Annotated in this window: 22 protein-coding genes; 5 read left to right on the top strand and 17 right to left on the bottom strand. The window is 44.3% G+C overall.

The features are described 5' to 3' along the window. On the bottom strand, positions 1–2,123 hold a 2,123-nt coding region (locus V7K27_RS10115), incomplete at its 3' end, for a tetratricopeptide repeat protein (RefSeq protein ID WP_334946695.1). Positions 2,124–2,476: 353 nt separating this feature from the next. On the opposite strand from V7K27_RS10115, the gene V7K27_RS10110 reads away from it, so the two are divergent. The 3 genes from V7K27_RS10110 to V7K27_RS10100 all read left to right on the top strand — a co-directional run bounded on the left by V7K27_RS10110 (position 2,477) and on the right by V7K27_RS10100 (position 3,872). Then, positions 2,477–2,746, top strand: a complete 270-nt coding sequence (locus V7K27_RS10110; RefSeq protein WP_334946693.1) for a DUF2281 domain-containing protein — start codon at positions 2,477–2,479, stop codon at positions 2,744–2,746. 209 nt (positions 2,747–2,955) lie between these two features. Further along, entirely contained in the window at positions 2,956–3,306 is a 351-nt protein-coding gene (locus V7K27_RS36445) for a hypothetical protein (RefSeq protein WP_442947604.1), read from the top strand. A 128-nt stretch (positions 3,307–3,434) separates the two neighbouring features. Beyond that, positions 3,435–3,872 carry a hypothetical protein gene (locus tag V7K27_RS10100; RefSeq protein ID WP_334946689.1) on the top strand — a complete coding sequence of 146 codons (438 nt, stop codon included), beginning with the start codon at positions 3,435–3,437 and terminating at the stop codon, positions 3,870–3,872. A 193-nt stretch (positions 3,873–4,065) separates the two neighbouring features. Here V7K27_RS10100 and V7K27_RS10095 read toward each other — a convergent pair whose 3' ends face one another. The 15 genes from V7K27_RS10095 to V7K27_RS10025 all read right to left on the bottom strand — a co-directional run bounded on the left by V7K27_RS10095 (position 4,066) and on the right by V7K27_RS10025 (position 10,468). Next, positions 4,066–4,203 (bottom strand): hypothetical protein, encoded by a 138-nt coding sequence (locus tag V7K27_RS10095; RefSeq protein ID WP_334946687.1) that lies wholly within the window; start codon positions 4,201–4,203, stop codon positions 4,066–4,068. Between the two features lie 232 nt (positions 4,204–4,435). Further along, positions 4,436–4,630 carry a hypothetical protein gene (locus V7K27_RS10090; RefSeq protein ID WP_334783985.1) on the bottom strand — a complete coding sequence of 65 codons (195 nt, stop codon included), beginning with the start codon at positions 4,628–4,630 and terminating at the stop codon, positions 4,436–4,438. 355 nt (positions 4,631–4,985) lie between these two features. After that, the gene (locus V7K27_RS10085) at positions 4,986–6,107 is read right to left on the bottom strand and encodes a site-specific integrase (RefSeq protein WP_334946686.1); all 1,122 of its coding nucleotides are present in this window, start codon (positions 6,105–6,107) and stop codon (positions 4,986–4,988) included. A gap of 4 nt (positions 6,108–6,111) precedes the next feature. Continuing rightward, complete coding sequence (locus V7K27_RS10080; RefSeq protein ID WP_334946684.1) at positions 6,112–6,327, bottom strand: hypothetical protein; 216 nt, start codon at positions 6,325–6,327, stop codon at positions 6,112–6,114. Positions 6,328–6,398: 71 nt separating this feature from the next. Next, on the bottom strand, positions 6,399–6,698 hold the full coding sequence (locus tag V7K27_RS10075) for a hypothetical protein (protein WP_334946682.1): 300 nt from the start codon (positions 6,696–6,698) through the stop codon (positions 6,399–6,401). Next, entirely contained in the window at positions 6,695–7,147 is a 453-nt protein-coding gene (locus V7K27_RS10070; RefSeq protein WP_334946680.1) for a hypothetical protein, read from the bottom strand. Before V7K27_RS10070 ends, V7K27_RS10075 begins: the two co-directional genes overlap by 4 nt. Positions 7,148–7,213: 66 nt before the next feature. Beyond that, positions 7,214–7,561 carry a hypothetical protein gene (locus V7K27_RS10065; RefSeq protein ID WP_334946678.1) on the bottom strand — a complete coding sequence of 116 codons (348 nt, stop codon included), beginning with the start codon at positions 7,559–7,561 and terminating at the stop codon, positions 7,214–7,216. Continuing rightward, positions 7,551–8,090, bottom strand: coding sequence for a hypothetical protein (locus V7K27_RS10060; RefSeq protein ID WP_334946676.1), 540 nt, complete (start codon positions 8,088–8,090; stop codon positions 7,551–7,553). Before V7K27_RS10060 ends, V7K27_RS10065 begins: the two co-directional genes overlap by 11 nt. Then, entirely contained in the window at positions 8,072–8,344 is a 273-nt protein-coding gene (locus V7K27_RS10055; protein WP_334946674.1) for a hypothetical protein, read from the bottom strand. Before V7K27_RS10055 ends, V7K27_RS10060 begins: the two co-directional genes overlap by 19 nt. Beyond that, positions 8,344–8,859 carry a hypothetical protein gene (locus tag V7K27_RS10050; protein ID WP_334946672.1) on the bottom strand — a complete coding sequence of 172 codons (516 nt, stop codon included), beginning with the start codon at positions 8,857–8,859 and terminating at the stop codon, positions 8,344–8,346. The genes V7K27_RS10055 and V7K27_RS10050 overlap by 1 nt, the downstream gene beginning before the upstream one ends. Before the next feature lie 10 nt (positions 8,860–8,869). Continuing rightward, a complete protein-coding gene (locus V7K27_RS10045) occupies positions 8,870–9,121 on the bottom strand; it encodes a hypothetical protein (RefSeq protein ID WP_334946670.1) in 252 nt (83 codons plus the stop codon). Next, positions 9,108–9,575, bottom strand: coding sequence for a hypothetical protein (locus V7K27_RS10040; RefSeq protein ID WP_334946669.1), 468 nt, complete (start codon positions 9,573–9,575; stop codon positions 9,108–9,110). The genes V7K27_RS10045 and V7K27_RS10040 overlap by 14 nt, the downstream gene beginning before the upstream one ends. Beyond that, entirely contained in the window at positions 9,550–9,858 is a 309-nt protein-coding gene (locus tag V7K27_RS10035; protein WP_334946667.1) for a hypothetical protein, read from the bottom strand. Before V7K27_RS10035 ends, V7K27_RS10040 begins: the two co-directional genes overlap by 26 nt. Before the next feature lie 74 nt (positions 9,859–9,932). Continuing rightward, the gene (locus V7K27_RS10030; RefSeq protein WP_334946665.1) at positions 9,933–10,124 is read right to left on the bottom strand and encodes a peptide ABC transporter substrate-binding protein; all 192 of its coding nucleotides are present in this window, start codon (positions 10,122–10,124) and stop codon (positions 9,933–9,935) included. Between the two features lie 158 nt (positions 10,125–10,282). Continuing rightward, positions 10,283–10,468, bottom strand: a complete 186-nt coding sequence (locus V7K27_RS10025; RefSeq protein ID WP_334946663.1) for a hypothetical protein — start codon at positions 10,466–10,468, stop codon at positions 10,283–10,285. Positions 10,469–10,819: 351 nt separating this feature from the next. On the opposite strand from V7K27_RS10025, the gene V7K27_RS10020 reads away from it, so the two are divergent. Continuing rightward, positions 10,820–11,218, top strand: a complete 399-nt coding sequence (locus V7K27_RS10020) for a hypothetical protein (RefSeq protein ID WP_334946661.1) — start codon at positions 10,820–10,822, stop codon at positions 11,216–11,218. 233 nt (positions 11,219–11,451) lie between these two features. Next, complete coding sequence (locus tag V7K27_RS10015) at positions 11,452–11,925, top strand: hypothetical protein (RefSeq protein WP_334946660.1); 474 nt, start codon at positions 11,452–11,454, stop codon at positions 11,923–11,925. Between the two features lie 532 nt (positions 11,926–12,457). Here V7K27_RS10015 and V7K27_RS10010 read toward each other — a convergent pair. Beyond that, positions 12,458–12,772, bottom strand: a 315-nt coding sequence (locus V7K27_RS10010; RefSeq protein WP_334946658.1) for a hypothetical protein, incomplete at its 5' end; no start/stop codon positions are given.

Here is a 12,772-nt window from a genome sequence, read left to right as displayed (position 1 = left end):
TGTTGCGTCATTGCCCATTGTTGAGGCAAAGCTTCTCTGGTGTAGACAGTTAAAGCAGCAGTAGAAGCAGCGATCGCATTTTCGATGTTCTCTGCCCTGTCTCCTTTAATTCTCTCCCTGTAGGCATTTGCGAGATTGTGTTGCGTCATTGCCCATTGTTGAGGCAAAGCTTCTCTGGTGTAGACAGTTAAAGCAGCAGTAGAAGCAGCGATCGCATTTTCGATGTTCTCTGCTTTATCTCCTTTAATTCTATCCGTGTAGGCAAGTCCGAGATTATTTTGCGTCATTGCCCAAGATTGAGGCAAAGCTTCTCTGGTTCTGACAGTTAAAGCAGCAGTAGAAGCAGCGATCGCTTTTTCGATGTTATCTGCCCTGTCTCCTTTTATTCTATCCCTGTAGGCATCAGCGAGATTATTTTGCGTTGTTGCCCAATATTGAGGCAAAGCTTCCCTGGTGTAGACAGTTAAAGCCGCAGTAGAAGCCGCGATCGCTTTTTCGATGTTATCTGCCCTGTCTCCTTTAATTCTATCCGTGTAGGCATTTACGAGATTATTTTGCGTCGCTGCCCATTGTTGAGGCAAAGCTTCTCTGGTGTAGACAGTTAAAGCCGCAGTATAAGCAGCGATCGCAATTTCGATGTTCTCTGCCCTGTCTCCTTTAATTCTCTCCCTGTAGGCATTTGCGAGATTATTTTGCGTTCCTGCCCAATCAATAGGCAAAGCTTCTCTGGTTCTGACAGTTAAAGCAGCAGTATGAGCAGCGATCGCAATTTCGATGTTCTCTGCTTTATCTCCTTTAATTCTCTCCCTGTAGGCAGCAGCGAGATTGTGTTGCGTCATTGCCCAATCAACAGGCAAAGCTTCTCTGGTGTAGACAGTTAAAGCAGCAGTAGAAGCAGCAATCGCAATTTCGATGTTCTCTGCTTTATCTCCTTTAATTCTCTCCCTGTAGGCAGCAGCGAGATTATTTTGCGTTCCTGCCCAATCAATAGGCAAAGCTTCTCTGGTGTAGACAGTTAAAACAGCAGTATAAGCAGCGATCGCATTTTCGATGTTCTCTGCCCTGTCTCCTTTAATTCTCTCCCTGTAGGCAGCAGCGAGATTATTTTGCGTTCTTGCCCAATCAATAGGCAAAGCTTCTCTGGTGTAGACAGTTAAAGCCGCAGTATAAGCAGCGATCGCAATTTCGATGTTATCTGCCCTGTCTCCTTTAATTCTATCCGTGTAGGCATTGGCGAGATTATTTTGCGTTCTTGCCCAATCAATAGGCAAAGCTTCTCTGCTGTAGACAGTTAAAGCAGCAGTATAAGCCGCGATCGCAATTTCGATGTTCTCTGCCCTGTCTCCTTTAATTCTCTCCCTGTAGGCAAGTCCGAGATTATATTGCGTTGTTGCCCATTGTTGAGGCAAAGCTTCTCTGGTTCTGACAGTTAAAGCCGCAGTATAAGCAGCGATCGCATTTTCGATGTTATCTGCCCTGTCTCCTTTAATTCTATCGCTGTAGGCAGCAGCCAGATTATTTTGCGTTCCTGCCCAATCAATAGGCAAAGCTTCTCTGGTGTAGACTGTCAGCGCGACTTCATAGCCAGTAATGGCAATTTCCATATTGCTGCCTTTGTTACCCAAGGGGAATTGCTGAATTAGATTGCTAAACTTCAAAATAACTGCTGCTAGGTATTCCGCCTCATCTGCTTTCGCTTCCCTCAGTCTATTTGTCCCCCAATGGCGTAATCTTTCTGCTAACATCTCATCGAGTTTGTCTGTATTCTTTGCCAACAAGGGGTAAACCACCTGGGAATTACCCTCACTGTCTGCGGTTGCTTGTAGTACCTGCATCAAGAATTGGTAATATGCCTGTATCTCCTCCTCACTGAGAGATTGCAAATCTAGTTCATTATCTAGATTCAACGCTTCCCCTAGTTGCATTGCCAAATTTCGCAACCTATTCGCTGTATTCTCATCTCCGTGTTGGGAACACATCTGTGCTACTTCTTCTATCGTCTGCACAAAGCCAGTATCAAGTAATTCTTGGTTTGCTGCTAAAATTTCTGGTTCTTCACCACTTGGGGAATCTAACAGGCTGCGAATAAGGTTGAGATAGGCTTGCTGACGCTGTTCGTTCATGGGTTAGGGCGTGAGAAATCACACTATTATAGTGTGTGAAAAATTTAACACCAGTACCCCAGATTTCGAGCAAGTATAGAATTTTATCACAAATGATGTGTTTCTGAAAATGAAATAACCTCGTGGATGAGTGTTTTTTACTTGTGAACAGACAATATACTGATTTTGCGGTAAGCGTTGGCGCAGCGTCTCGTAGAGAAGCTATGCCGTTAGGCTTATCGCCTTCCTCGTCGCAGACATCACTCCTATAAAATAGTGCGTAGGCGCAGCCCGCCGTAGGCATCGCCGATCTTGTACCTTACAATCAAAATAATAAGTAATATTAATCCTTATAAATTCCAAAAGGAGTAATTATGAGTACCGAAACAGCCCTATGGAAAATCATAGAAAATTTGCCCAGTTACCTGAAAATTGAACTTTTACATTATGCCGAATATTTAATCACTAAATCTTCAACACTTCCACAAGTCGAAGATGTAACCGGTTTAGAAACCAATATAGAAGAAAGAGAAAATTGGCAATCCTTCTCTTTAAATAACTTAAATCAATGTTATGCAGAAGATGAACCAGAATATGCTATAGAATCAATTAAAGAATATAACCCTAATTATGAAAGAAGGTAACATCATACTAACTCCTATTCCTCAAGCAAATAATTAATAGAGTAATCGCCGCAGATATCAATCCTACAAAATAGTGCGGGCTACGCCAACGCATTTGTGATTTCGGGGTTCGCATTTATTATTTTTGTGTTTGCAATTATAGATTTGGCGATGCCTGGGTTGGGCTACCTAACGCAATTGTTATTTCGGGGTATGCAATTGCTATTTCAGTGAACGCAATTGTTATTTCGGGGTATGCAATTGCTATTTCAGGGTACGCAATTGCTATTTCAGTGAACGCAATTGTTATTTCGGGGTATGCAATTGCTATTTCAGGGTACGCAATTGCTATTTCAGGGTACGCATTTGTTATTTCGGGGTATGCAATTGTTATTTCGGGGTACGCAATTGTTATTTCAGGGTACGCATTTGTTATTTCGGGGTACGCATTTGTTATTTCGGGGTACGCAATTGTTATTTCGGGGTTCGCGTTTGTTATTTCGGGGTTCGCATTTGTTAATTTTGTCATTACTGTTGCTGATTGTACTTATTCTCAAACAACAAATCGATATGAAAAATGAGTAAAAACACAGGCAAACTCGTAATTATTTCGTTGAACTTTTAATGAAATAAATCCACAAAACTACCCATCTCAGGCAAAAGGATACTCCACTATGTTGAAAAAGGAATTATTAAAAAAGGATGTGTTATGTCTTTAAAAACTCGTGGTTCTGCTGCTATTGACAAAGCCCAACTTCGTCTCGCCTTGCTTAAATCTATTGATGAAAATCTGGATTTAGGACATGGGTTAACCATTGAAGCTTACAGTCACTTAATCAACACTACCCGTGCGATGCTAGAAGCTAATAATACGCTGGTTTCCAATCTGGAAGAATCGCGTAAAACAGTAACCCAGATGGATAAAGCTCTCTCCGAAATATCTGAACGAATGCTAAGTGGAGTTGCAACTGTCTACGGCAGAAACAGTATAGAATATTCTAAGGCTGGCGGCTCCAATCGAAAACGAACTAAACAACCTAGTTCAAAAGTTACTCCAGTTGTAGCGGTTCTTACTACTCAACCTACTCAAGCTGCAATTGCGAATGCGTTAACTAACGGTAATGGCACAACTCCATTGCTGCAATAATCTACCTGACTTGAAAATGGGAGTAGGGGTGTTAAACCAATTCGCAATTCGCAATTCGCAATTCGCAATTCGCAATTACGTTTTGTGACGGGGATTTTAATTAGGCATCAAAACCTGCTGCCTGTAGAGGCAGGGGAATTAAACCCCAAAACTTTGTTAAATCAGTACTGTAGGGTGCATTACGAATTTCATCCTAACGCACCATTCGTAAGGATTTGGTGCCGTAGTCTCGGCGATAAAATAACGCCAGTGACGCTCCTGCGTTGCTACCGCTCAAGTCGGCAAACCCGCCCACGCGACTGGCTCCCCCACGTATCTTTTCAAAAATCAAATAGTAGTCCCATAATAGGGGTTTAAATCTATCTAAGCTCCATATATAAATTGTTGCTTTCCAGAAAGATGACAATAATTTGTCACCAATACATACGGAAGCGAATTACTAGGTTTGATAACAATAATTTGTCACAACGACATCAATGTGTCACCGACGACAAATAATTAGTCACTGTACATTGATTTATGTCAAACTTGACTTAGGACTCGTATTTGATTTTTGAAAGTTCTTAGCTTTGACTTTGCCGCCTTAGTAACTCACTAATCAAAACTTGGCAGCGTTTACTGGACTCGTAAGCTTGTCGCATCAAGGTTCTATTTTGTTCTCGATCTGTGTCAAAGACTTGAACGGCTTGGCGACTGTAGTCTGCGGCTTGCTTCCCAAGTTCTTTAATTCGAGCTTTTAACTCAACGTTTGTCTTCATTAACCCTCCAACTCAGAAATCAGAATATCCAGGTTTTCCGCTTCTACATAAAGTTTATCCGCTATGCTTTGAAGTAAGCTAGCCGAAAAGCAAGTCATCGTTGTCCAATGCAGTTTGACCGGCTGTGTACAACTCCTCAATCAGGGATTGCATCCGTCTATGTGCAATCCTTAATGCTGTAAGCGTGGTTGAATTCATGTTTATTCTTCTATTCTCACCTCTTCGCTGTGCGTTTTTAATGGTTTTTACAAGCATTTGGCTAAATGCTTGATTTATGTCAAACTTTATTATTCAGGAATGCTTTTATCAAAGCCGATGATGGGACTCGAACCCACGGCCTGCTGATTACGAATCACTATAACAACGGTGGAAGCGGGCGATCGCTCTTGTTAATGGCTAGCTCAAAGGCACGTTGGTGTGCTTGCTCGTTAATCCAAGAATGGTACAAATTGCTATGAACTTGTAACCCATGCCCCATTTGCTTTGCAGCCAATGAAATATCAATGCCATATTCAAGCGATCGCACTGCCCAAGCATGGCGTAGGTCATAAACTTTAAACGGCATGTTTTCATTTCTCCTAAGATGTCGTGTAACCACATTGCCTATCGCCGTATTGGGACGATTTAGGTTTATGCCTGGGCATTTGGGATTAGTTAGATCAAAAGTGGCAACCCACTCAGGATGCAGTGGCCACACTTTACGCGATCCGGTTTTCCCCTGGGTAATTTTTATCGAGTGGTCAGGATTTTTTAGGGAATTTAGCTCAATAAAAAATGCCTCATGATTCCTTAATCCATAAGTAGCTATCATTCCGTAAATCCATCGCCAGGAGTCGCTACCAATTTGGTAATAAAAATCTTGAATCTCTTTATCAGTTGGGAGATTGCGCGGTTCTCGGCTGCTGTAACTGTAATTTCCTACTAAATTTGAAAAATCAAAATTCAGTCCAGCAAATTTAGAAAATAGATTTAATGACTGACAAAAGCGCTTGCGAGTACGGGTATCAGGTTTTGAACAATTTATAATTGTCGATTTTAAATTCTCAATTGTTAATTCGTCTTCTAGCGGTAGGAACTTAAACACTGCACGGTACTCTACTCTCCATGTTGTTTGTGTCTTAAACGTTCGCTCCTTCCTAGAAAAATAATCTTTTTCAAATTCTTCAACCCAATCATTAATATTTTTGATATTAAGTCTTACTTCTGCTTCTTCTTGATAATCAGCCCAGTCGAAGGTTTTAGCATCGATTTGTACACTAATTTTTTTTGCTAGTCTTTCTGCTATTTTTATCCCTTCTTGATTAGCATTAGCGGCTGATATTCTCTGGCGATAGGGCTTATTACTGCCGGATAGTGATTTAGGGGGTAATGTTCCACGTAGGTAAAGTCGCCCCCCTATTTTTTCAATTTTTAAGCCGCAATAGCTATTTTTAAGCCGTCCGTTAGCCTCATTAATTCGCTGTTCAATCATTAGCATCGATTTAAAGGTTCCCTGATCCTTCACAGATTGGGCATTCTTCTATCAGTGAGCTTTTGCCTGAACCCAAGCAGACCGGACACATATTTGATTCGTCGTAGTCTGGATCGTCAGCATCTAACGCCCAGACATGACCGCAGTCTAAAAACTCCCAGTAACCATAATTTTCTTGGTATTTCAGCGTCGTGCAATCGCAGCGAGGGCAGGTTTCGTTAGTCATATTCTTCCTCCTCCTCAAAATCACTTGAGCAAGTTTTAGGCGATCGTTAATTTTGGTAAGCGCTGTATCCATTAAATGTACCCAGTGCCAAAACATTCGGTGCATTTCATTGGCGAATCAAGGATATAAACTCTCCCAGTCCCGTGACAGTCCCAGCAAGAAACCGAATCTTCATAAGCGGCTAATTCTGCCGGGAACAGTGGCTTAATTTGTTCCTCGTCCGCCTCGTCATAGTCTGGATCATCTTCATCAAACGCCATAACGTAACTGCAACGCCCACAGGAATAAACCCCGCTATCTTGGTCATACTGCCACTGGCTGCAATTGCACTCTGGACAACAAAAATCTAATTCGACAAGTTGATTGCTCATTCCCGTTCCCTGAAATATCTGTCCAGTTCGCCGCTTATCACCTGGTCAATGCTGGCGATAACTATTTGCTTTTGAGATTCCCGGCGGAGTGATGCAGTTATGCCACGTCGGTTCAGCGCTTGTTGCACTTCTGAACTAGCTAGGGCTATTTCTGCATCTGCGTAATCTTGGGCGATAACAGGAAACACAATCTCTTGAATTTCAGCTTCGGCACTCCTGATAACTTGCAACATAGATTTTTTAGCTTGCTCTACAGGTGCTTCAGGGAAATAAAATTCAACCCTAACCCCTTTCTGAATAAGCATTCGCTGAACATCTGCCGCTCTCAATGCTCGTTCAAATACAACTAAGTTGACTTCATCTGCAACCGGTATTCGAGCCACTAAACCCGCTTGAGTCGCTCGAATCGCCTCCTTGATAATTTCCTTCCCTCGGTCAATAGCTCCCATGATGGTTGTGTGATATTAAAGACATTGGTAGATGAAAAGTGATCGCGTTCATGAGTAACGCGATCACTAACTTTTGAAAGGCTCCACAACTCTGCCAGCAATCCCAGACACAAAGCCCAGAGACACGCCACACCAGACGTAAGAAGGTCTAACAAAGAGAGTGGCGATACCAATAACACCAGACCAAAATAGACCCGTTGCTAATATCTTCAAGGGTAAAGGATTGAATTCTTTAACCTGTTCATGGCTGTTTAGGGCTTCGGCGATGATCCGCGAGTTCTCTAATGAGGTAGTAATTTTGAGAATATCCGCTTGACATTCACGCTCAATTCGCGCGATCGCATCTCGATCCGCTTTGACTGGAGATGTTGCCATTTTGACAAGCACCAAACTTAGGACTTCGTTACCATCCATTCCTGTTTCCCTCATCTAAAATTTGCTGCAATCGCCGCTTACCTTCCTCCCAGCGTCGTCCACCCATCTTTAAAATCTGCTCAATCACGTAAGTCTCGCCCCTGGCTTCTAACAATCCCCTGACCGCTAAATAAAAGGCTTTGTCATCGGAAGTGGAAGCGGAAGTTTCACCGGTGTAATCTGCACTTGGCTCTTTATACAAGTGTTCCAGACTCGTTTTTAATTCCTGCTCGACTTCCTCCGGGTAAGTTGGTGCAGCGCCATAGACTTCATAAAGCGCTTGCTCTTGCTGCTGGGTATGCAGTGCGAATTCGGTTTGTTCTAGCTCTTGGTTCATAGCCGCTAGTGCGGACCGTCGGGCATCCTGGACTATCAGCCGCCGCGACTCTTGGATGAGTTGCACTGCTGCAACAAGCGCCAAGCTGTAGCTGATTCCCTTGCCAATTTGCGGTAAAGGAGAAAGTGCGGACAGCCAAAATGCTGTCACACCCGCTAGCAAACAGTTGGTTTTTAACCACCTATCAGCCATGTGACAATTCCCCCCAAAACAATCGAAACTGCGATCGCAATCAGTAAGGCATAATAATCTGGTTCAGACAGCTTCAGAAATGTTCTCACAGCATCATCAGTAACCAGGACCACACCAAGTCCGGCTGCACACATAATGTAAATCACCCACATCACCCGCAGTAAAGCTGGGTGTAACGCCCCTAGCCAAGCCACAAAACTAGAGGCGATACACCCCAAAAGGAACCAAGCCCCCAGGTGTACCGCCTTTGCCATTAGTATTTATCCTTGATTTTGGCTTTTAGTTCTTCAATTCGCTGTTGGGCTTTGTTGTCAGCGCGATCTAAGCCAAAACCGAGTTTGGCATATTCAGGGCGCAGCGCGTGTAGATGTCTAGCTGTGCTGGCATCAGAACGCTTTTTGGTAAGTTCACCGTCAGCAACCCCTTTGATATAGTTACGATGAGAGGCGTGTACCTGAGCGTCCGACTGCTCCATCCTCTTAAGAGATTTGTAAGCCCTCTGCGAGTGACGGGCTTCTTCTCTTTTCTGGGTGGCGACTCGCTTAAGTGCGTCGGCTTCAGCTTTGTTAAAGTAGCGCGGCTCACCATTTACGGGTGCTGTTCTCACGGACTGCCAGCTTCCCGCATTCATGGGATTAATTACAGTCGGGTCTGTCGGCGCTAGCACTTGATCTTTATCAATTCCATGTCCGCCAGAGGAAAGCGAAGATTGATTGGATTTTGCGCCAGAAGATTTACCAGCGCTAGTTATGCGTGCCAGGATTCCCATTATTTACTCCTTATTTACAAACTTGACTCTTGACTTGTTCGAGTTGCTGGCTTTGGGCTTTCATCTGGCGCAGTTGCACTTGATCCGCACTCTGATAAGTTGCGATCGCTCCCATGCTCAATCCCGCAACCAGTGCAGCTGCGATGATCACTAAATAAGCCGCAACGTTATTTCCAGATGGTGTAGGTTCTGATGCCGTTGGGTAAAATTCACCCGTGAACGGGACAACCTTGCTACCGGGCTGCTGTTTACTCTCCCTCATCTCCCTCCAAAAGCATCGGCTGATAAGTGGGTAAGAGTAGATGCTCTGTTCCGGCGTTGAGCGCTGCGCGGACTGATGTTTGCACTATTTGGCGTTGTTCGGGTGTGGGGTTGTCCCGCATCTGTTTAATGCGTTGCACTGTTCGTCCCGCCAGCAATCGCCAGTATTGCTCTGCTAGTTGCTGTGAATCTCGCTCAAGAAGCGATTCAAGTAAGTCGGATGCGTCGGATTCTGCATCAATTTCTGCATCATCATCTGGTGCAGGTTTCGTTGCACGCCGACTATGCAGTAGTGCAATTCCCGCTTCAGTCCAAAGTTTAACGCCGTGTTCATCGCTGACAACATGAACGTCAAACTGAAATACTTCAGGATGTCGGCGCAACCAACTGCGGATCGTGCTTTCTGGAATGCCAGTTTCCCTGGCCGCGTCAGGAGTGGTGTACAGGTTTTGCATCTGCATTCTGCCCCCAACGAGCTTGATCAATAATCGCTTGCATGATTCCGGACTGGTCGGAGAGTGACAGTTTATCTGTCATTTCTCTGGCAACAGCGTAAATTTCTCCGCGCACCCCCCCTTCTAGTTGAGCGCCGATGTTTGACGCCAGAATCATTAAGATAGAAAGCTTCTCTCGCTTGGTCATTCTCTCGAAGGTGCTGCCGTACTGCTCTTGCACCTTTTCTAGGAGTGAATCATCGCCTGGGGTGTAGCTGGTGTAGTAGCCTAATGGTTTGGTCATTGGTATGATTGCCTTAGCATTTGAGAGAAATTTAGTTGGCGATCGTTCGTGTCTGGACGATCGCCTTTTTGCTGTTATTTGTCGGGCAGGTTGCTTTTAAATTGGCTGATTCCTCCCGAAAAATTTCTTTGAACTCCTCTCGTCACCTCCTCGTCTGTCAAGCCGTCAACATCTTCTTTGTTTAGGTCACGCCAGCTGGGGCAGCAGTCTTTAATCCAATCTCTGGCTTCAAGTAATTCTTCTGGAGTTAGTTTTTGGTTTTGCATCGGTCTTTAGTTGGCGATCGCCTTTTTGCTGTTTGACTAGACATCTGTTAGGCTGTCCTTTTCTAATCTCTGTCATAGTTTCGTGAGGGAACCGACTCCGGGGCGTTTGCTCTGGAGTTTTAATTTGCCAGGAATTGTTTAGCCCTGGCGCTGAAAATTTAACCTTTCTCCTCTTCTTCTTCTTCTTCCTCCTCGCTGGTGATCACAATGGTCATCTTGCCGTCGCCAGCCGCAAAACTGGCGATGTAATATTCTGTGTCATCGTCTAAGTCTTCGATCGCAACCTCCGCGTCTGGCGGAAATTCGTGCAGCTTCTCAATTAGTTCTTTAACTGTCACTTTCATGTCGGTTTTCTCCTGGGTAATTGGGTAAGTCAAGTCAAGTCAAGTCAAGTCAAGCTAAGTCAGGGTAAGTCAAGGTCAAGTCAAGTTTCCCCCTAGCAGGTCTTTACGATCGCTCATTGCGGGCAGGCTGCTATCTCTACCTGGTTTGGGTAAGTCAAGTCAAGTCAAGTCAAGTCAGTTTCCCCTAGCAGGTCTTTACGATCGCTCATTGCTGGTAGGCTGCTATCTCTGCCTGATTTGGGGTGGTAAGTTATATCTGGATTTCTAAAAATCCATTAGTTAGAGTATTGCATATCTGGATATGTTGGTCAATAATGGATTTCTAGATATGCAATAATTGGGGTGTTAGAAATGGAAAGTAAAAATGGCAAGAACCGGACGACCGAAATCAGGCAGGGAAGTTATAGGAGTCAGCCTGAAGGTACACCCCGAAGCATGGGAACTCTTTCAGGAACTAGCGCAGGATATGGGACTTACCAGATCCCAACTTTTAGAGAAGATTGCGACGAATCAGATACCCTTGTCGCAGGACAACAGTCAGCTAGCGAAATCGCTGGGAAACTTGTCAGCCAGCTAGTTGAGGAGACAGAGAAACAGCTGGCTTACTATGAGCAGCAGTCTGAATTACTAAGGATCAGACTGAAAGAGTTGAAGCAAATACCTAGTAACGGTAATCAACCAACAGCAGAGATACATAATTTACAGTCGCTGTTAGCTGAAACTTTAGAAGATATACCAGACAAGCAATAAAGCCGTCCTACCCTTCACGGGGAAGACGGCTTTATTCATGGATATGTCGCCTCCTCATCAGCAGGCGACGCATCTGTGACTATTCGGGATTGAGTTGCGATTGTCTTCAGCAAGAGTTGATACCTAAGTAATGAATATGAACAGTCCAAAGTCCAAAAACAAATGCGGAAATTCCCCGATGCTCACATCCAAGGGAAAACCGCATGGTGGATTGAGAACCAACTCAACTCACTATGGAAACTTTAACCTACTGGATTCTCAAACTACTACTTAGCTTGTTGATAGGGCTTTATTATTACCATTGCGCCAAACAAGATCAAGACCGTAAAGCTCAATCCTCTCCCCAAAAACAACCCAAATACTCCAATACCTATCTCACCAACCCCAGGAATCGCCAACTACAAGCCCAACTTTTAGAGATATTGCACGGCGATGTTTCTACCGCCAAGGAATTACTGCTGCAACAGCGACGAGTATTTCCCGGCAGACACGATAACTGGTATTTGGCAAAAGTTATTTACAACTTGGAGCAGGGCATTAACGAACTCAGAGATTACGAAATGCATTCACGACTTCTGGGAATGCTGCAAGGAGATGATGCCGCCGCCGAACGTTTGTTACTGCAACAAAAGCAGGCTTACCCTGACAAACAATACGGTTGGCATTTAGAAAAAATAATTAGCGACTTGGAACGCGATCGGCGTTAACTACCAATTACTAAGGAATAAAAACAATGACTATCAGAGCTAAATTCACCTGTCAGCAAAGCAAAACAAATTCAACGACGAAACCCAAACAGCAACAGTTGGCTTCACCCCTGTAACCACCAGCCCACCCAGTGAGGAAAACCTTACTTTCTGGAAAGCGACACCAGCCGGTGAAATTACACTCGAAATTACCAACCTAGAGGCCTCGGCTCAATTTGTTCCGGGTGCTGACTATTACGTTGACTTTATCCCTGTTAGCTGATGCTAAAAGCCATTTTGACCACAAGCACAGGGCAGAGACTGCAAACCAAGGAGATGGTAGGTGTTAACGATTTCCCGCCCGCCTTAATTCTTGTCGATGGACTCTATCTATTCTTAGCTCAAAACTCCCACCTCGGCTTTTTACCGAGAAACCAGTTACTACCTTTTCGATCCAACGCCAAGAAATCTAGTTAGCGAAACGGGACGTCAGCTTGATCTAACTCCTAACTCCTAACTCCTAACTCCTAACTCCTAACTGCGATCGCACTTTCTAGAAATGTTCACTGCATGAACATAATCGCTGTAATGGCGCAAATCCGTTGTCAAAAAGTATCTGTCCCATCTTTTTTGTTTTGAGCAGCATAGCGATCGCACCTCCTAAAAATGATGCATCCAGGATTTCCAAGACGAACACCCAATACCCAATGCCCGACAAAAAAAAAAAAAACCCGAAGGCGAAAGAATCGAAGACCTCATGAAGCAGACCGACGCCGAAATGCAGCGAGTAGGCTGGACAGAAGCCCAAGGTCGAGAGCATTTGATGAAATGTTTCGGGGTGCGATCGCGCTAGCTCCTGACCGAGGAG

The organism is Nostoc sp., from assembly GCF_036919575.1.
In the GTDB taxonomy this organism is placed as follows: domain Bacteria; phylum Cyanobacteriota; class Cyanobacteriia; order Cyanobacteriales; family Nostocaceae; genus Nostoc.
The sequence above is the reverse complement of the archived record's forward strand: the minus strand, read 5'-3'. Positions and strand labels throughout refer to the sequence as shown.